The 16675-nt window shown below is 73.5% G+C and carries 17 protein-coding genes; 8 read left to right on the top strand and 9 right to left on the bottom strand.

The features are described 5' to 3' along the window. Positions 1-53 precede the first annotated feature (53 nt). Together ftsH and folE are read left to right on the top strand one after the other, a co-directional pair. The gene (gene ftsH / locus ACFVQZ_RS21850) at positions 54-2066 is read left to right on the top strand and encodes an ATP-dependent zinc metalloprotease FtsH (protein WP_030495859.1); all 2013 of its coding nucleotides are present in this window, start codon (positions 54-56) and stop codon (positions 2064-2066) included. A 101-nt stretch (positions 2067-2167) separates the two neighbouring features. After that, a complete protein-coding gene (folE, locus tag ACFVQZ_RS21845) occupies positions 2168-2773 on the top strand; it encodes a GTP cyclohydrolase I FolE (protein ID WP_030495860.1) in 606 nt (201 codons plus the stop codon). Between the two features lie 18 nt (positions 2774-2791). Here the strand turns inward: folE and ACFVQZ_RS21840 are convergent, their stop codons facing one another. From ACFVQZ_RS21840 to ACFVQZ_RS21815, 6 genes are all read right to left on the bottom strand, one after another. Next, complete coding sequence (locus tag ACFVQZ_RS21840; RefSeq protein ID WP_030495861.1) at positions 2792-3271, bottom strand: DUF3180 domain-containing protein; 480 nt, start codon at positions 3269-3271, stop codon at positions 2792-2794. A gap of 48 nt (positions 3272-3319) precedes the next feature. Next, on the bottom strand, positions 3320-3919 hold the full coding sequence (folK, locus tag ACFVQZ_RS21835; protein ID WP_030495862.1) for a 2-amino-4-hydroxy-6-hydroxymethyldihydropteridine diphosphokinase: 600 nt from the start codon (positions 3917-3919) through the stop codon (positions 3320-3322). Next, the gene (folB, locus tag ACFVQZ_RS21830) at positions 3916-4275 is read right to left on the bottom strand and encodes a dihydroneopterin aldolase (RefSeq protein WP_030495863.1); all 360 of its coding nucleotides are present in this window, start codon (positions 4273-4275) and stop codon (positions 3916-3918) included. The genes folK and folB overlap by 4 nt, the downstream gene beginning before the upstream one ends. A 112-nt stretch (positions 4276-4387) precedes the next feature. Continuing rightward, the gene (locus ACFVQZ_RS21825; protein ID WP_030495864.1) at positions 4388-4873 is read right to left on the bottom strand and encodes a nuclear transport factor 2 family protein; all 486 of its coding nucleotides are present in this window, start codon (positions 4871-4873) and stop codon (positions 4388-4390) included. Continuing rightward, complete coding sequence (gene folP / locus ACFVQZ_RS21820; RefSeq protein WP_030495865.1) at positions 4870-5733, bottom strand: dihydropteroate synthase; 864 nt, start codon at positions 5731-5733, stop codon at positions 4870-4872. Before folP ends, ACFVQZ_RS21825 begins: the two co-directional genes overlap by 4 nt. Before the next feature lie 37 nt (positions 5734-5770). Continuing rightward, entirely contained in the window at positions 5771-7621 is a 1851-nt protein-coding gene (locus ACFVQZ_RS21815; RefSeq protein WP_383625038.1) for a phosphatidylglycerol lysyltransferase domain-containing protein, read from the bottom strand. Between the two features lie 164 nt (positions 7622-7785). Here ACFVQZ_RS21815 and ACFVQZ_RS21810 point away from each other — a divergent pair, with 164 nt between their 5' ends. Next, the gene (locus ACFVQZ_RS21810) at positions 7786-8898 is read left to right on the top strand and encodes an alpha/beta hydrolase (RefSeq protein WP_383625034.1); all 1113 of its coding nucleotides are present in this window, start codon (positions 7786-7788) and stop codon (positions 8896-8898) included. Between the two features lie 3 nt (positions 8899-8901). Here ACFVQZ_RS21810 and ACFVQZ_RS21805 read toward each other — a convergent pair whose 3' ends face one another. Beyond that, entirely contained in the window at positions 8902-9915 is a 1014-nt protein-coding gene (locus tag ACFVQZ_RS21805) for an ABC transporter ATP-binding protein (protein ID WP_383625031.1), read from the bottom strand. Positions 9916-10075: 160 nt separating this feature from the next. Here ACFVQZ_RS21805 and ACFVQZ_RS21800 point away from each other — a divergent pair, with 160 nt between their 5' ends. The 5 genes from ACFVQZ_RS21800 (at position 10076) to ACFVQZ_RS21780 (ending at position 14266) form a co-directional block, all read left to right on the top strand. After that, positions 10076-10762, top strand: a complete 687-nt coding sequence (locus tag ACFVQZ_RS21800; RefSeq protein WP_030495869.1) for an ABC transporter permease — start codon at positions 10076-10078, stop codon at positions 10760-10762. A 1-nt stretch (position 10763) separates the two neighbouring features. Next, a complete protein-coding gene (locus ACFVQZ_RS21795; protein WP_051788004.1) occupies positions 10764-11507 on the top strand; it encodes an ABC transporter permease in 744 nt (247 codons plus the stop codon). Further along, on the top strand, positions 11504-12478 hold the full coding sequence (locus ACFVQZ_RS21790; protein WP_383625027.1) for an ABC transporter substrate-binding protein: 975 nt from the start codon (positions 11504-11506) through the stop codon (positions 12476-12478). The genes ACFVQZ_RS21795 and ACFVQZ_RS21790 overlap by 4 nt, the downstream gene beginning before the upstream one ends. Positions 12479-12608: 130 nt before the next feature. Continuing rightward, positions 12609-13787: a hypothetical protein gene (locus ACFVQZ_RS21785; RefSeq protein WP_383625024.1), complete on the top strand. Its 1179-nt coding sequence runs from the start codon at positions 12609-12611 to the stop codon at positions 13785-13787. After that, complete coding sequence (locus tag ACFVQZ_RS21780; RefSeq protein WP_051788005.1) at positions 13784-14266, top strand: GNAT family N-acetyltransferase; 483 nt, start codon at positions 13784-13786, stop codon at positions 14264-14266. The genes ACFVQZ_RS21785 and ACFVQZ_RS21780 overlap by 4 nt, the downstream gene beginning before the upstream one ends. 13 nt (positions 14267-14279) lie before the next feature. Here ACFVQZ_RS21780 and ACFVQZ_RS21775 read toward each other — a convergent pair whose 3' ends face one another. Next, entirely contained in the window at positions 14280-15422 is a 1143-nt protein-coding gene (locus tag ACFVQZ_RS21775; protein ID WP_383625019.1) for an NADH-quinone oxidoreductase subunit D, read from the bottom strand. A gap of 161 nt (positions 15423-15583) precedes the next feature. Then, the gene (locus ACFVQZ_RS21770; protein WP_383625016.1) at positions 15584-16585 is read right to left on the bottom strand and encodes an SAM-dependent methyltransferase; all 1002 of its coding nucleotides are present in this window, start codon (positions 16583-16585) and stop codon (positions 15584-15586) included. Between the last annotated feature and the right edge of the window lie 90 nt (positions 16586-16675).

Below are 16675 nucleotides of genomic sequence, written 5' to 3'. Positions count from 1 at the left end.
ACAGAGGCATTTACCTACGGGCAGGAGGGACGGGGCGCTCGCGCCCCGTATGGATGGACGTGAAGCGATACTTCCGTGGGCCGGTCATGTGGATCGTGCTGGCCGTCCTCGCCGTGGTCGTGCTGATGCAGGTCGTCGGCTCGTCCGAGGGCTACAAGACGGTGGACACCGGCAAGGTCGTCCAGGCGATCGACAAGAACCAGGTCAAGCAGGCAAAGATCACCACCGGTGACGAGCAGTTCGTCAAGATCGAGCTCACCGGCGACACGAAGATCGACGGCAGCAGCAAGGTCCAGGCCAGCTACATCGGCAGCCAGGGCGTCGACATCGCCGACAAGCTGCAGGAGAAGTTCGAGGCCGGACAGATCGAGAAGGGCTACACCGTCTCCCCGACGAAGCAGTCGCCCTTCGTCTCGATCCTGCTCTCGCTCCTCCCCTTCGTCCTCATCGTGGTCGTCTTCCTCTTCCTGATGAACCAGATGCAGGGCGGCGGCAGCCGGGTCATGAACTTCGGCAAGTCCAAGGCCAAGCTCATCACCAAGGACACCCCGAAGACCACCTTCGCCGACGTCGCCGGCTCGGACGAGGCCGTCGAGGAACTCCACGAGATCAAGGAGTTCCTCCAGGAGCCCGCCAAGTTCCAGGCCGTCGGCGCCAAGATCCCCAAGGGCGTCCTCCTCTACGGCCCGCCCGGCACCGGCAAGACGCTCCTCGCGCGCGCCGTCGCCGGCGAGGCTGGCGTGCCCTTCTACTCGATCTCCGGCTCCGACTTCGTCGAGATGTTCGTCGGCGTCGGCGCCAGCCGCGTCCGCGACCTCTTCGAGCAGGCCAAGGCCAACGCCCCGGCCATCGTCTTCGTCGACGAGATCGACGCGGTCGGCCGCCACCGCGGCGCCGGCCTCGGCGGCGGACACGACGAGCGCGAGCAGACCCTCAACCAGCTCCTGGTCGAGATGGACGGCTTCGACGTGAAGGGCGGCGTCATCCTCATCGCCGCCACCAACCGGCCCGACATCCTCGACCCCGCCCTCCTGCGCCCGGGCCGCTTCGACCGGCAGATCGCCGTCGACCGCCCCGACATGCAGGGCCGACTGGAGATCCTCAAGGTCCACCAGAAGGGCAAGCCGGTCGCGCCCGACGTCGACCTGGGCGCCGTCGCCCGCCGCACCCCCGGCTTCACCGGTGCCGATCTCTCCAACGTCCTCAACGAGGCGGCGCTCCTCACCGCCCGCTCGGACAAGAAGCTGATCGACAACCACATGCTGGACGAGGCGATCGACCGCGTGGTCGCGGGCCCGCAGAAGCGGACCCGGATCATGTCGGACAAGGAGAAGAAGATCACCGCGTACCACGAGGGCGGCCACGCCCTGGTCGCGGCGGCCTCCCCGAACGCCGACCCCGTCCACAAGATCACCATCCTGTCCCGCGGCCGCGCCCTGGGCTACACGATGGTCCTCCCGGACGAGGACAAGTACTCCACCACCCGCAACGAGATGCTCGACCAGCTCGCCTACATGCTGGGCGGCCGGGCGGCGGAGGAACTGGTCTTCCACGACCCGACCACCGGCGCCGCGAACGACATCGAGAAGGCCACGGCCACCGCCCGCGCGATGGTCACCCAGTACGGCATGACCGAGCGGCTCGGCGCCATCAAGTTCGGCGGCGACAACACCGAGCCCTTCCTGGGCCGCGAGATGTCGCACCAGCGCGACTACTCCGAAGAGGTCGCCGCGCTCGTCGACGAAGAGGTCAAGAAGCTCATCGAGACCGCGCACAACGAGGCGTGGGAGATCCTGGTCGAGAACCGCGACGTCCTCGACAACCTGGTCCTGGCCCTCCTGGAGAAGGAGACCCTGGGCAAGGAGGAGATCGCCGAGATCTTCGCGCCGATCGTCAAGCGCCCGGCCCGCCCGGCCTGGACCGGCTCGTCCCGCCGCACCCCGTCCACGCGCCCGCCGGTCCTCTCCCCCAAGGAGCTGGCCCTGACGAACAGCGCGAACGGCACGGCCGCGGTGGACACCACCAAGGGCATCGAGGTCGCCCCGGAGGACACCCCGGAGCCCTGACCCCCGGCCCCCCGGAATGGAAGCCGCGCCCTCCCAGGATCTAGCCTGTGAGGGCGCGGCCCTTTTTCGCGCCAAGTCAGACCAGACGGAACGAGGCACAGATGACCGACCCGGTGACGCTGGACGGCGAGGGAACCATCGGCGAGTTCGACGAGAAGCGCGCCGAGGCCGCCGTACGCGAGCTCCTCATCGCGGTCGGCGAGGACCCGGACCGCGAGGGCCTGCGCGAGACGCCGGCGCGGGTGGCGCGGGCGTACAAGGAGATCTTCGCCGGGCTGTGGCAGCAGCCCGAGGACGTGCTGACCACCACGTTCGACCTGGGTCACGACGAGATGGTGCTGGTCAAGGACATCGAGGTGTACTCGACCTGTGAGCACCACCTCGTCCCGTTCCGCGGGGTGGCCCACGTGGGGTACATCCCCTCCACCACCGGCAAGATCACGGGGCTGTCGAAGCTGGCCCGGCTCGTCGACGTCTACGCCCGCCGCCCGCAGGTGCAGGAACGTCTCACCACCCAGGTGGCGGATTCGCTGATGGAGATCCTGGAGCCGCGCGGCGTCATCGTGGTCTTCGAGTGCGAGCACATGTGCATGTCGATGCGCGGGATCCGCAAGCCGGGTGCGAAGACCATCACCTCGGCGGTCCGGGGACAGCTGCGCGACCCCGCGACCCGGGCCGAGGCGATGAGCCTCATCATGGCCCGCTGACGCGCGGGGAGAACGGCCTCAGGCCCGGGCGCCGCCCGGGCCTTCGTCGTCCTCGGGGAGTTTGCAGACGCGTTCCAGGAAGAGGGCGGCGGCGATGACGGCGAAGGCGGCGGCGACCGCGGCGGCGGCGTAGAGGGCCTGGTCGCGGCGGGCGGGGACGTCGAGGGAGCCGAGGAGGAAGACGCCCACGCCGCCGTAGAGGCCGGCGACGAGGGCGGCGACCAGGGCGCTGGCCTGGCCGAAGACGACCGCGCGGGCGGCCATCAGGGGCTCGACGCCCTTGGCGCCGGGGCGGCGCTCCCGCTGGGCCTTGAGGCGGGCCCGGAGGGAGAGGGCGGTGGCGGTGAGGACCACCGCGATCACGGCGAGGACGACGGGCGCGGCGAGCGGCACGCTGGGGAGCGTGCCGACCGAGTTCCAGAGGCGGGCGCCGCCCCAGGAGAGGATGCCGGCGGCGACGAAGAGTCCGGCGAGCACCTTGAGCCGCAGTTGTTTCACCGGGAGTCCTTCACGTGGTCGCGGGTGGTCTGCCACGTAGCGTAACGACTACTCGGGGAGACGGAGTTCCAGGTCGGTCCGGGGCGTCACGCCGGTGCGGTCGGCGGCGGCGAGGAGGGCCGCGACCGGGCCGTGGCCGGGGAGCTGGGCCTCGGGGTCGACGTCGTGCCACGGGGCGAGGACGAAGGCGCGCTGGTGGGCGCGGGGGTGCGGGAGGGTGAGGACGGGGTCGTCGGAGACGGTGTCCGCGTACGCGATGATGTCGACGTCCAGGGTGCGGGCGCCCCAGCGCTCGTCCCGGACGCGCAGAAACGCTTCCTCGACCGCCTGGGCGCGCTCCAGGAGGGAGGAGGGCGGGAGGGTGGTCTTCACGAGGGCGACGGCGTTGAGGTACGACGGCTGGCTGCCGGGCTCGACGCCCCAGGGCTCGGTCTCGTAGACGGGGGAGACGGCCTTGACGCGGAGGCCGGGGGTGTCGGCGAGGGCGTCGAGGGCTCCCTGGAGGTTCTCCAGGCGGTTGCCGAGGTTGGCGCCGAGGGCGACGACGGCCCAGCGCGGGTTGGAGAGGGTGCTGTCGGCGGCGTCGACGGCGGCGACGACCGACGCCGGCACGGGCTGGACGGTGGGGTCGCTCTGGGTCGGCTTCATCGTCGGCTCCGGGTGATCGTGACGGTGACGTCGTCGAAGGGGACGGTGATGGGGGCGTCGGGCTTGTGCACGACCACCTCCACCTCCTGGACGCCGGCGTGGCTGAGGCACTGCTGGGCGATGCGCTCGGCGAGGGTCTCGATCAGGTCGACGGGCTCACCCTGGACGACGTCGACGACCTCTTCGGCGACGACGCCGTAGTGGACGGTCTTGGTGAGGTCGTCGTCGGCGGCCGCCGGGCGGGTGTCGAGGCCGAGGACCAGGTCCACGATGAAGGTCTGCCCCTCCTCGCGCTCCTTGGGGAAGACGCCGTGGTGACCTCGGGCCTTGAGGCCGCGCAGCGCGACACGATCCACGCGAATCACTCCTGCTGTCGTAGGTGCGGAGGCACGCGGCCGGGTGCGGACGGCCGGGTGTCCACCATCGAATCTACCTGCGGGCACCGACAGCGTCGGCTGTCGGGGGCCGTCAGGCGATGGGGCCGGGGTCGTCGGCGCCGGGCGCGGGGGGCGTGTCGTCGTCGGGTCCGGCGAGGACGGGGGAGGCGTGGTGGGACCAGATCCGCCAGCCCTCGGGGGTGCGGCGGAAGGCGTTGGTGGCGACGACGAGCTGTCCGACGAGGGGGCCGAGTTCGTCGCCGTCCTCGGCGGGGCCGCCGCTGAGGATGTTCTCGGTGCAGGTGACGAGCGCGGTGTCGCCGGAGAGGGAGACCCGGACGTCGGTGAGGAAGAACTGGATGTAGTCGGTGTGCGCCATGATCAGCGCGTACGAGCGGAGCACCTCGCCGCGGCCGGTGAGGACGGGCCAGCCGGGGTGGACGCAGGAGATGTCGGTGGCGCCGTCGTCGAGCCAGAGGTCTTCGAGCCGGTCGAAGTCGCCCTCCTCCATGGCGGCGTAGAAGGCGGTGTTGGCGGCCTCCACGGCCGCCCGGTCGGCCTCGCGGGCCGGGGTCACCGGGCTCCTTCGACGGCGCGGGCGACGCGGACGGCGTCGGCGGTGGCGCGGACCTCGTGGACGCGGACGGCCCAGGCGCCCTCGTGGGCGGCGAGGGCGGAGACGGCGGCGGTGGCGGCGTCGCGTTCGCGGGCGGGCGGCGGGGCGGCGCCGGGTTCGCGGGTGAGGACGTGGCCGAGGAAGCGCTTGCGGGAGGCGGCGACGAGGAGGGGGCGGCCGAGGGCGCGGAGCTCGGGGAGGTGGGCGACGAGGGCGAGGTCGTGGGGGGCGAGCTTGGCGAAGCCGAGGCCGGGGTCGATGACGATCCGCTCGGGGGCGATGCCGCCGTCGACGACGGCCTCCATGCGGGTGCGGAGTTCGGTGACGACCTCGGTGACGACGTCGTCGTAGACGGCGAGGCTGTTCATGGACTCGCTGAAGCCGCGCCAGTGCATGACGACGAAGGGGACCTCGGCGGCGGCGACGGCGGGGACCATGGCGGGGTCGGCGAGGCCGCCGCTGACGTCGTTGACGAGGGTGGCGCCCGCGGCGACGGCGGCGGCGGCGACGGAGGCGCGCATGGTGTCGACGGAGACGGTGACGCCTTCGGCGGCGAGGCCGCGGACGACGGGGACGACCCGGCGGAGCTCTTCGTCCTCGTCGACGCGGGTGGCGCCGGGGCGGGTGGACTCGCCGCCGACGTCGACGAGGTCGGCGCCCTGGGCGACGAGGTCGAGGCCGTGCTTGACGGCGGCGGTGGTGTCGAACCACCGGCCGCCGTCGGAGAAGGAGTCCGGGGTCACGTTGACCACGCCCATGACCGCGCAGCGGTCCCACTCGGGAAGGCCGAGGGGGGCGCCCCGGTCGATCGTCGTACTCATACGACCAGCGTAGGGCCCGCCGGGGCGAGGGGCGGTTTCAGGCCGTGCTGACCTCCTGCTCGCGGCTGCCGCGCGGGGGGACGACGTGGGCGCAGGGGCGGGGCGTCCTGGCGGGGCGGCGGCGGGCGAAGGGGCGGGGCAGGGCGAGGGTGAGGAAGCCTTCGGCCTGCATGGCGGCGAGGCCGATGCGGGGGAGGTCGCGGCCGGCGCGGTAGACGACGAAGCGGGGTTCCCAGCGTGGCTGGAACTTGGCGTTGAACTTGTAGAGGGACTCGATCTGGAACCAGCGGGAGAGGAAGAGGAGCAGGCCGCGCCAGAGGCGGAGGACGGGGCCGGCGCCGATGCGTTCGCCGCGGGCGAGGGTGGAGCGGAACATGGCGAAGTTGAGGGAGACGCGCCGGATGCCGAGGGCGGGGGCGGCCTGGAGGGCGGCGACGATGAGGAGTTCGTTCATGCCGGGGTCGGCGGAGCGGTCGCGGCGCATGAGCTCCAGGGACATGCCGTCGGGGCCCCAGGGCACGAAGTGGATCATGGCTTTGAGGTCGCCGTAGGGGCTTTCGGGGGTGCCGTCGGGGTCGGTGAGATGGGCGGTCGCTATGACGGCGTCGCCGTCGCCGGGGGCGCCGATGCGGCCGAGGGCCATGGAGAAGCCGCGTTCGGTGTCGGTGCCGCGCCAGTCGGCGGCGGCGCGGCGGACGAGGTCGAGTTCGTCGTCGTCGAGGTCGCGGACGCGGCGGACGCGGGTGGTGTAGCCGTTCCGCTCGATCCGCTTGACCATCTGGCGGACGTTGCGCATGGCGCGGCCGGAGAGGGAGAAGGCGTCGACGTCGATGACGGCCTCGTCGCCGAGTTCGAGGGCGTCGAGGCCGGTCTCGCGGGTCCAGACCTGTCCGCCGGTCTCGGAGCAGCCCATGACGGCGGGGGTCCAGGAGTGGGCGCGGGCCTCGTCCATGAAGCGTTCGATGGCGCCGGGCCAGGCTTCGACGTCGCCGATGGGGTCGCCGCTGGCGAGCATGACGCCGGAGACGACGCGGTAGCAGACGGCGGCCTTGCCGCTGGGGGAGAAGACGACGCCCTTGTCGTGGCGGAGGGCGAAGTGGCCGAGGGAGTCGCGTCCGCCGTGCCGGTCGAGGAGGGCGCGGAGCCGGGTCTCGTCGTCGGGGGTGAGGCGGGCGGCGGGGTGTTCGGGGCGGAGGGCGAGGTAGAGGGTGGTGAGGGCGGTGAGCATGCCGAGGGCGCCGAGGGAGTAGCCGACGGTCCAGTCGACGCCGTGGGTGTAGGCGACGGGGCCTTCGACGCCGACGAGTCCGAGGAGGACGTGTTCGAGGCGGTCGGTGAGGCTGGGGTCGCCGACGACGCGGCGGGGGTGGGCGCTGACGACGACGAGGCCGAGGGCGAGCGAGCCGGCGCCCATGACGACGAAGTTGGCGAGTGCGCGCCAGCGGCTGCGGGGGTCGGGGAGGGCGGCGAACTGGTCGCGGTGGCGCAGCAGCAGGGCGAGCAGGGCGAGGGAGAGCAGGGAGCCGAGGACCGAGTGGCGCCAGACGAACTGGGCGGCGGCGCCGAGCGGGAGGAGCAGGACGACGGCGCGCCAGGCGCGGCGCTTGTGCCGCTTGAGGCCGTGGGCGAGGAGGAGCAGGAGGACGCCGGCGCCGAGGGAGACGGCGGCGGAGAGCGGGCCGAGGGTGCCGGGGAGGACCTCGGCGAGGGCGTGGACCCGGCTGGCGCGGAACCGGGGGAAGACCCCGGCGGCGATGTCGAGGAGTCCGATGAGGGTGCAGGCCGTACCGACGAGGGTGGGGACCTTCTCCGGGGCCGGACCGCTCAGAATTCGGCGGACCCGGACCGGAACCGATGATGTTTTGTCCCCATCTACCGTGACAGACATCGCTTCCCGCGCTTCCCGTTCTTCTGTGGTGTTTTCTCCGGCCCTGTTCGGGGCTCCCCTTAGGACGGGGCTGCGCGGGGGCGGGTTCATTCGGGTACGGGAAATTCTCAGGAAGTCGTCGGGACGTCCGGGAAAGAGTCACACCAGGAAGGTTCGGACGGCTCATGGGTCTCACCAGTGGCGCGGCGCTCGCGACGGCGGTGGCGGTGGCGGTCGCGCTGTTCTCGGTCACGGTGGTGCTGTGGCCCCGGCTGGCGCGGCGGGGGTGGCGGCCGGTGTGCGGCCGGGTGGGTCTGCTGCTGGCGACGCAGCTCGCGCTGTTCGCGGCGGTGGGGCTGGCGGCGAATCGTTCCTTCCTCTTCTACGGCTCCTGGGCGGACCTGTTCGGCCAGGAGCAGGAGATGGGGGTGGTCGTCGACCACGGCGCGGGCGCGAAGGACGTACGGGTGGTGGGGACGCGCGCCCTGGACGTGCCGGGCGGCGGGCGGCCGTCGGTGGGCGGGCAGATCCAGCAGGTGGTGATCCGGGGCGACCGGTCGGGGATCACCTCGCCGGCCTTCGTGTACCTGCCGCCGGAGTACTTCCAGGAGCGGTACGCGAAGCGGTCGTTCCCGGCGTCGGTGGTGCTGACGGGGTATCCGGGGACGGCGGAGAACCTGATCAAGGGGCTCAAGTACCCGCGGACGGCGTACCTCCAGGCGCAGGAGGGGAAGATGCAGCCGATGATCCTGGTGATGCTGCGGCCGACGGTGGCGCCGCCCCGGGACACGGAGTGCGTGGACGTGCCGGGCGGTCCGCGGACGGAGACGTTCTTCGCCGAGGACCTGCCGCGGGCGGTGTCGGGGGCGTACCGGGTGGGGACGAAGCCGCGGAACTGGGGGTTCATGGGGAACTCGACGGGCGGCTACTGCGCGCTGAAGATCGTGCTGAACCACCCGGACCGCTTCGCCGCGGGCGCCGGCTTCTCCGCGTACTACAAGGCGGCGGAGGACGTGACGACGGGCGACCTCTTCCACGGCGACCAGGAGCTGCGGCGCCGCGCCGACCTGCTGTGGAGCCTGGACCACCGGCCGCAGCCGGCCTCGTCGTTCCTGGTGACGACGTCGCGGACGGGCGAGGGGAACCTGAAGGGGACGCGGGAGTTCATCCGGAAGGTGAAGAGCCCGGCGCGGGTCTCCTCGATCACGCTGGAGAGCGGCGGGCACAACTTCACGACCTGGAACCGGGAGATCCCGCCCGGCCTGGTGTGGATGAGCGGGAAGCTGCGGGCGGACTGACCGTCACGCGGAGGCGCGGCGCAGCGCCCGGTGCACCCCGGCGGGGGTCAGGGTGCCGAGCGGCCGCCCGTCGGCGCCGGTGACGGTCAGCCGGCCGGAGTCGTCCTGGAGGAGCAGCGCCAGGGCCTCCTTGAGGGGCGCTCCGAGCGGGACGGCGGGGGGTACGGGTCCGGGGGCGCCGTCCGTACGCGCGCGCGTGCCGGCGCTTGCGTCCGGGGCGCCGTCCGCGGCGGCGTCGGGCAGCGGGTCGAGGTCGTCCGCGGTGACCGGGGTGACGGCGAGCCGTTTGAGGGCGCGGTCGCCGCCGACGAAGTCGGCCACGTACGGGGTGGCGGGGGAGGCCAGCACGGTGGCGGGGGTGTCGAACTGCTCGATGCGGCCCTGTCCGTAGACGGCCATGCGGTCGCCCATCCGGACGGCCTCCTCGATGTCGTGGGTGACGAGGAGGACGGTCTTGCGGACGGTGGCCTGGAGGGCGAGGAACTCGTTCTGGAGCCGCTCGCGGACGACCGGGTCGACGGCGCCGAAGGGTTCGTCCATGAGGAGGACCGGCGGGTCGGCGGCGAGCGCGCGGGCCACGCCGACGCGCTGGCGCTGTCCGCCGGAGAGCTGCGCGGGGTAGCGGGGGCCGTGGACGGCGGGGTCGAGGCCGACGAGTTCGAGGAGTTCGGCGGCACGCGCGCGTGCGGCGGCCTTCTTCCAGCCGAGCAGGGCGGGGACGGTCGCGGTGTTGTCGAGGACCGTGCGGTGCGGGAAGAGCCCGACCTGCTGGATGACGTAGCCGATCTTGCGGCGGAGGGCGACCGGGTCCACGTCCGCGACGTCCCGGCCGTCGACGAGGACGCGGCCGGAGGTCGGTTCGACCAGCCGGTTCACCATCATCATCGTGGTCGTCTTGCCGCAGCCGGAGGGGCCGACGAGCGTGACGAGCTCACCTTCGGCGACCTCGAAGGAGAGGCCGTCGACCGCGGTGGTGCCGTCCGGATAGCGCTTGGTCACCTGTTCGAACCGGATCATGGGCCCATTCTGGCCCCTCGTCACCCGCCGGGTGTGAAGGCCGTGTTGCGACGGGGTGGCGGATCGGCGGCGCGGGCCGCGGATCGGCCCGATTGTCGGTGGCGGCGGCTAGGGTCGCCATACACACGTTCTAGCGGCGGCGACCTGGGGGGAGGTCCGGATGAGCTCGCCGAACTGCCTGGTCGCCAACGACTGGATCTGCGGGGAGTACCTGCGCACCCGTCGCGGGGAGCTGACCGACGCCCTGGTCCAGCACGTCGGCATCACCGCCGCCTCGGTGGCGATCGCGCTGCTCGTCGCCGTGCCGCTGGCCGTGCTCGTACGGGCCCGGCCGCGCCTGGCCGCCCCGGTTCTCGGGCTGACGACGCTGCTCTACACGGTGCCGTCGCTCGCCATGTTCTCGCTGCTGCTGCCCGTCTTCGGGCTGTCCTCCGCGCTCGTCGTCACCGGCCTGGTGCTGTACGCGCTGACGATCCTGGTGCGGAACACGCTGGCCGGCCTCGACGCCGTCCCGGCGGAGACCCGGGAGGCGGCCCGCGGCCTCGGCTTCGGCCCGTGGCGGCTGCTGTGGCAGGTCGAGCTGCCGCTGGCGCTGCCCGTCCTGATGGCCGGCGTCCGGATGGCCACCGTCTCCACCATCGCGCTCACCACTGTCGGCTCGGTCGTCGGGCGCGGCGGCCTCGGCAACCTCATCGAGGACGCGCTGCCCACCTTCTTCAAGGCGCAGGTGCTCGCCGCCTCCGTGCTGTGCGTGCTCCTCGCCGTCGCCGCCGACCTGCTGCTGCTGGGCGTCCAGCGGCTGCTCACCCCCTGGGCCCGGGTCCGGGGCGCGGCGGGGGGTGGCTGAGGTGGGGATCGTGGCGGACGCGTGGACCTGGCTCACCACGGGCGCGCACTGGACCGGAGAGGACGGCGTCGCCGCGCGCCTCGCCGAGCACGCGTACGTGAGTGTGCTGGCGCTGCTGATAGCCGGCGCGGTCGCGCTGCCGCTCGGGCTGTGGCTCGGCCATCTGGGGCGCGGCGGGGCGCTGGCGGTCAACGTGTCGAACGTGGGGCGGGCGGTCCCGGTCTTTGCCGTGCTCGCCCTCTTCATGGTCTCCCCGCTGCGGAACGCGGGCTATGTGCCGACGGTGACCGCCCTGGTCCTGTTCGCGATACCGCCGCTGCTGACCAACGCGTACGTGGGCGTGCGCGAGGTCGACCGGGCGGCGGTCCGCGCGGCCCGCGGCATGGGGATGACGGGCGTTCAGGTCTTCCGGCGGGTCGAGCTGCCGCTGGCCGCGCCGGTGGTGATGACCGGCGTCCGGTCGGCCGCGGTGCAGGTGGTCGCCACGGCGACGATCGCGGCGATGGTCGGCCAGGGCGGCCTCGGCCGGATCATCACGGCCGGCTTCGCGCTCTACGACACCGCCCAGGTGGTCGCGGGCGCCGTCCTGGTGGCGCTGCTGGCCCTGGTGGTGGAGGGCCTGCTGGTCGGCCTGGACCGCCTCCTCGTGCCCCGGCCGCCCGGTCGCCGGGCCCCTCCCGGACGGCCCGCCCGCCCCGGACGTGACGTACTGCAGGACACCGACAGCGAAGGACTGAACCCGTGAAGAGGATCTCGCGCGCCACCGGCGCGCTGCTGGGCGCCGCCGCGCTGGCCGTCTCGCTCGCCGCGTGCGGCGGCGACAGCCTGGAGCAGGGCAAGGAGAAGGCGTCCGGGGGCTCCGGCGGCGGCAAGGGCTCGCTGGTCGTCGGCGCGGCGGCGTTCACCGAGTCGAAGGTGCTCGCCGAGCTGTACGCGCAGCTGCTGCGCGACGAGGGGTACGCGGTCTCGGTCACCACCGTGAAGAACCGGGAGCTGTACGAACCGGCCCTGGAGAAGGGCGAGATCGACGTCGTACCGGAATACGCGGCGACGCTCGCGGAATTCCTCAACGCGAAGGTGAACGGCCCGAAGGCGCCCGAGGAGAAGCCGGTCGCCTCCGGTGACGTGAAGGCCACCGTGGCGGCGCTGCGGAAGCTCGCGGAACCGCGCGGACTGAAGGTGCTGGAAGCCGGCGGGGCGGTCGACCAGAACGCCTTCGCGGTGTCGAAGGAATTCGCCGAGAAGAACGGCCTGAAGACGCTTTCCGATCTCGGCGCGGCGAAGCTGAAGGTGAAGATCGCGGCGGGTGACGAATGCGCGGTCCGGCCCTTCTGCGCCCCCGGTCTGAAGAAGACCTACGGCATCGACGTCTCCGGCGTCGACCCCAAGGGCGTCGGCACCCCGCAGGCCAAGCAGGCCGTCAAGGACGGGGTGGACCAGCTGGTCCTCACCACCACCACGGACGCCACCGTGGAGAGCTTCGGCCTGGTCTTCCTGGAGGACGACAAGCGCCTGCAGAACGCGGACAACGTGCTGCCGGTGGTGAACGCGAAGGAGGCCGGGGCGCCCGAGGTGACCGCCGCCCTCGACAAGATCACGAAGGTGCTGACCACAGCGGATCTCGCCGAACTCAACCGCAAGGTCGACGCCGAGCGCGCCAAGCCGGAGGACGTCGCCGCCGCCTATCTGAAGGAGAAGGGGCTGGTCGGCAAGTAGACGCCGGAGCGGGGAAGTCGGCCCGAAGCGGAAGCGGAACGCGGTCTCTCCGATTCCGTTGTCGAGAAGTGGCCAAGAGATTGCCGGGCCGACCCCCCACACCGTGCCTACGCACGGTAAATTTCAGGCCATGCCACGTGGACGCCATCGTCATTCCCCGCCTCTGCACAAGCTGCTGCCGCCGTCCGCGGTCGCCGGCGCCGCGGCCGTCTGCGCCGCCGCGGCCTGGATCCCCGGGGAGCTCGTGGTCGTCCGGCTGCTCGCGACCGCCGCGGCCGCGGCCGCGGTCACCGGCGCCGTCCTCATGCGCGGCTGGGACCGCAGCGCCGGCCGCCAGGTCGCCGAACTCACCCGGGCCCGCACCGCCGACCAGTGGAAGGCCGAGGAGCGCCTCGCCGAACTGGAGGCGGACCTGGAGGAGTCCCGCGCCCTGCGCATCCGCCTCGACGCCAAGCTCCGCGCCAAGCGCGTCGAACTGGCCGGGCTGCGCGGCGAGCACGCCGACCTGCTGCGCCGCTACGCCACCGCCGAGACCGAGCGCGCCAGCGCCCTGGAGGGCCGCCGCGTGGCCGAGGCCCACGCCGACGCGCGGGCCGACGCGCCCAAGGCGCTGCCCGCCGCCGGCTCGGCGCCCACCCCGGAGGCGTACCGCCGCGCCGCCGAGGCCCTGCGCGAGCTCCCCCGCAACGCCGCCGCCCAGCGGGCCCGGCGCACCGCGGAGGCGGCCCGCGCCCGCGACCTCGCCGCGGCCCCGCAGGAGCAGCGCGCCGAGCAGCACGCCCGCCCGGCCGGCCGGGACGGCGCCGCGGCCCTCGCCCCGGGCGCCGGCCCCGCGAAGGCGCTGCCCCCGGCGTCCCCCGCCCAGGAGCAGGCCCCGGCGGTCCCGCCGGCCAGCGCGATCGTCCCGTACGCGGCCCGCCGGCCCGTCCCGCGCACCGAAGGCGGCTTCGACTTCTTCGGCACCCAGACCGGCACCCAGTCCGGCTCGCAGTCCGGCTCGCAGAAGACCGCGGCGGCCATCGAGGCCGTCCAGCACACCGACCTCGCCGACGTGGTGGGCGAGGAGGTCCTGGAGGAGGCCCGCGCGCAGGCCGCCGGCCCTGCCGGGAGCCCCGCCCTCGCCCCCGTGCCCGCCCCGGCCGCCGCCGGCGGTGCCGAGGAGCCCGCGGACGCGGAGTCCGGCGACGACGAGCCCGTCGTGGTCCGCCCGTCCGCCACCGGCCCGATCGGCCAGGTCATCGACCTGACCGCGCACGACGAGACCGAACAGCTCGACCTCGTCGAACTGCGCGGCGCCGTCAACCGGTGACCGACCGCCTCACCCTCCTCCTCCCGGAGGAGGCCCGCGCCCGCCGCGACGAGCTGATCGCCCTGTGCGCCCAGGCGTTCGCCGGCCCGCCCTGGCACGAGCCGCCGCGCGGCGCCGTCCGCACCGTCGACCGGCTGCTCGGCGCCGCCGGCCGCCCGGGGTTCGACGCGGCGGTCGCCCTCGGCCCCGGCGACGAGATCCTCGGGTTCGCCGCCGGCTGGCCCGACACCGTCCTCTCCGGCGGCGCCACCGCCTTCGAGTTCGCCGAACTCGTCGTCGCCCCCGCCCACCAGGGCCGCGGCCTCGGCCGGTCCCTCCACGACGCCCTGATGGCGATCGTCCAGATCACGCCCTCCCTGCTCATGACCCTCGACGTGCCGGAGCTGACGGACCGGTACGCGCGCTGGGGCTGGACGGTCGTCGACCGCCGCCGCCCCGACGGCGACCCACGGGACTACGTGGTGATGAGCCGCCCCTGAGGGCGGCGGCCCCTCACTTGTCGATGTCGCCGACGACGAAGAAGAACGACCCCAGGATCGCGACCATGTCCGCGACCAGCGTTCCCGGCAGCAGCTCCACCAGCGCCTGGATGTTGTTGTACGAGGCCGAGCGCAGCTTCAGCCGGTACGGCGTCTTCTCGCCCTTCGACACCAGGTAGTAGCCGTTCAGCCCGAGCGGGTTCTCGGTCCAGGCGTACGTGTGCCCCTCCGGCGCCTTCAGCACCTTCGGCAGCCGCTGGTTGACCGGCCCGCGCGGCAGCTCCGCCAGCCGGTCGAGGCAGGCGTCCGCCAGCTCCAGCGCGTTGTGCGTCTGCTCCAGCAGGCACTCGAAGCGGGCCAGGCAGTCGCCCTCCTCGCGGACCACCACCCGCAGAGTGTCCTGGAGCTCCCCGTACGCCAGGTACGGCTCGTCGCGCCGCAGGTCGAAGTCGACGCCGGAGGCGCGGGCGATCGGCCCGGACACCCCGTAGGCGTGCACCGTCTCCCGGGCCAGGACGCCGACGCCGCGCGTGCGGGCGCGGAAGATCTCGTTGCCGAGGACCAGCCGGTCGTACACGTCCATCCGCGACCGCACGTCCGCGACCGCCTGCCGGGCCCGGCCCGGCCAGCCGGCCGGCAGGTCCTCCTTGAGGCCGCCGACCCGGTTGAACATGTAGTGCATCCGGCCGCCGGAGACCTCCTCCATCACCGTCTGCAGCTCCTCGCGCTCACGGAAGGCGTGGAAGACGGGGGTGATCCCGCCCAGCTCCAGCGGGTACGACCCCAGGAACATCAGGTGGTTGAGGACCCGGTTCAGCTCCGCCAGCAGCGTCCGCAGCCAGACGGCCCGCTCCGGCACCTCCATGCCGAGCATCCGCTCGACGCCCATCACCACGCCGAGCTCGTTCGAGAACGCCGACAGCCAGTCGTGGCGGTTGGCCAGCATGACGATCTGCCGGTAGTCCCGCGCCTCGAAGAGCTTCTCGGCACCCCGGTGCATGTAGCCCACGACCGGCTCCGCGTGCCGGATCACCTCGCCGTCGAGCACGAGCCGCAGCCGGAGCACGCCGTGCGTGGAGGGGTGCTGCGGGCCGATGTTCAGCACCATGTCGGTGCTCTCCGCCGCGCCGCCGATGCCGACCGTGGTCTCCGTCATGCCGGACAGTATCCCCCGCCGGACGCCCCGCCGACGGGCCAGCCCCCAGCCTGTGGACAACCCCGGCCCACCCGCCCGCCTGTGGAAAACAACCCCGAAGCCCCTGCCCTGAAGCCCCCGCCCCCGAGCCCCCGCCCCCCCGCCCCCGAAGCCTCGGCTCCTCAGACCCGCTGGCTCAGCCACAGGAAGTCGCCCAGCCCGCCGCGCGCGGTCAGCTCCGCCGCCTCGCCCGCGGCGGACAGCGCCCGCACGTACGCCGCCGGGTCCGCCGACGCCAGCGCCAGCGGCGGCCGGCCGCCCGAGACCCCGAGCCCGCGCAGCGCCTCCCGCTGGGTCGTCAGTTCCGCCGGCACGCGCGCGTGGACCGCCGCCGCGCAGGCGTCCATGGCCACGTGGGCGGTGAGGTCGCCGCGCCCGTCCGGCACCGGCGCCACCTCGCGGCCCGCCCGGAAGCCGGTCAGCGTCCCGAAGGGCGGCCGGGAGCCCCGTACGTGCCCGTAGTCCACCGCCACCGCGCGGCCCGCCGCCAGCGAACCGACCGCCGCCGCCCACGCCTCGTCCCGGGGCCGGCCGATCTCCGCCCGCTCGCCCGGCGCGGCCGGCGGCCACCAGCGGTCCAGCCACTCCGCGTCCGGCCCCGTCACCGGCGCGCCCGGCCGCTCGGTGCCGTCGGCGCGCACCTCCACGTACCGGACCGTGCCGTCCTCGTCCGCCTCGGCGACGTCCACCGGCACGTTGTCCAGCCACTCGTTCGCGAAGAGCAGCCCGCGCACGCCCTCCGGCGGCCGGCCGGTCCACTCCACCCGCGGGTCAAGACCGTCCGGCCGGGCGGCCCGCTCCACCGCGTACGCCCGCACCCGCAGCCCCGCCGGGACCGCCGCCAGCACCCCGGTCACCAGCTCGCCCCGGCCCGCGCCCACGTCCACGAAGGCCACCTCGTCCGTGTCCAGCTCCTCCGCCGTCGCCACCAGCAGCCGGGCCACCGCCCGCGCGAACAGCGGCGACGCGTGCACCGAGGTGCGGAAGTGACCGGCGGGACCCTCGGGGCGCAGGAAGAACCCGCCGGGGCCGTACAGCGCCCGCTCCGCCGCCTCCCGCCAGCGCCGCCACTCCCGCCCGCCGCCCTCCGGCAGGCCCGCCCCGTCCGCCACGTCATCCGTCACGCGCCCCAGTCTCCACCCCGGGGCGTACGGGTCCCGCCGCAAGGATCGACCGCACGGTTGATCCCGCGCCCGCGCCCGTTCCCTACTCTG

It is taken from the genome of Streptomyces sp. NPDC057854 (genome assembly GCF_042797055.1).
Classification (GTDB): domain Bacteria; phylum Actinomycetota; class Actinomycetes; order Streptomycetales; family Streptomycetaceae; genus Streptomyces.
This window is presented reverse-complemented; position numbering and strand designations above follow the sequence as displayed.

Bases quoted from the DNA above. Each gene is read 5' to 3' on its own strand.
- ftsH (WP_030495859.1), top strand. From the start codon at position 54: ATGGACGTGAAGCGATACTTCCGTGGGCCGGTCATGTGGATCGTGCTG.
- folE (WP_030495860.1), top strand. From the start codon at position 2,168: ATGACCGACCCGGTGACGCTGGACGGCGAGGGAACCATCGGCGAGTTC.
- folK (WP_030495862.1), bottom strand. From the start codon at position 3,919: ATGAAGCCGACCCAGAGCGACCCCACCGTCCAGCCCGTGCCGGCGTCG.
- folP (WP_030495865.1), bottom strand. From the start codon at position 5,733: ATGAGTACGACGATCGACCGGGGCGCCCCCCTCGGCCTTCCCGAGTGG.
- ACFVQZ_RS21815 (WP_383625038.1), bottom strand. From the start codon at position 7,621: ATGTCTGTCACGGTAGATGGGGACAAAACATCATCGGTTCCGGTCCGG.
- ACFVQZ_RS21810 (WP_383625034.1), top strand. From the start codon at position 7,786: ATGGGTCTCACCAGTGGCGCGGCGCTCGCGACGGCGGTGGCGGTGGCG.
- ACFVQZ_RS21805 (WP_383625031.1), bottom strand. From the start codon at position 9,915: ATGATCCGGTTCGAACAGGTGACCAAGCGCTATCCGGACGGCACCACC.
- ACFVQZ_RS21800 (WP_030495869.1), top strand. From the start codon at position 10,076: ATGAGCTCGCCGAACTGCCTGGTCGCCAACGACTGGATCTGCGGGGAG.
- ACFVQZ_RS21785 (WP_383625024.1), top strand. From the start codon at position 12,609: ATGCCACGTGGACGCCATCGTCATTCCCCGCCTCTGCACAAGCTGCTG.
- ACFVQZ_RS21775 (WP_383625019.1), bottom strand. From the start codon at position 15,422: ATGACGGAGACCACGGTCGGCATCGGCGGCGCGGCGGAGAGCACCGAC.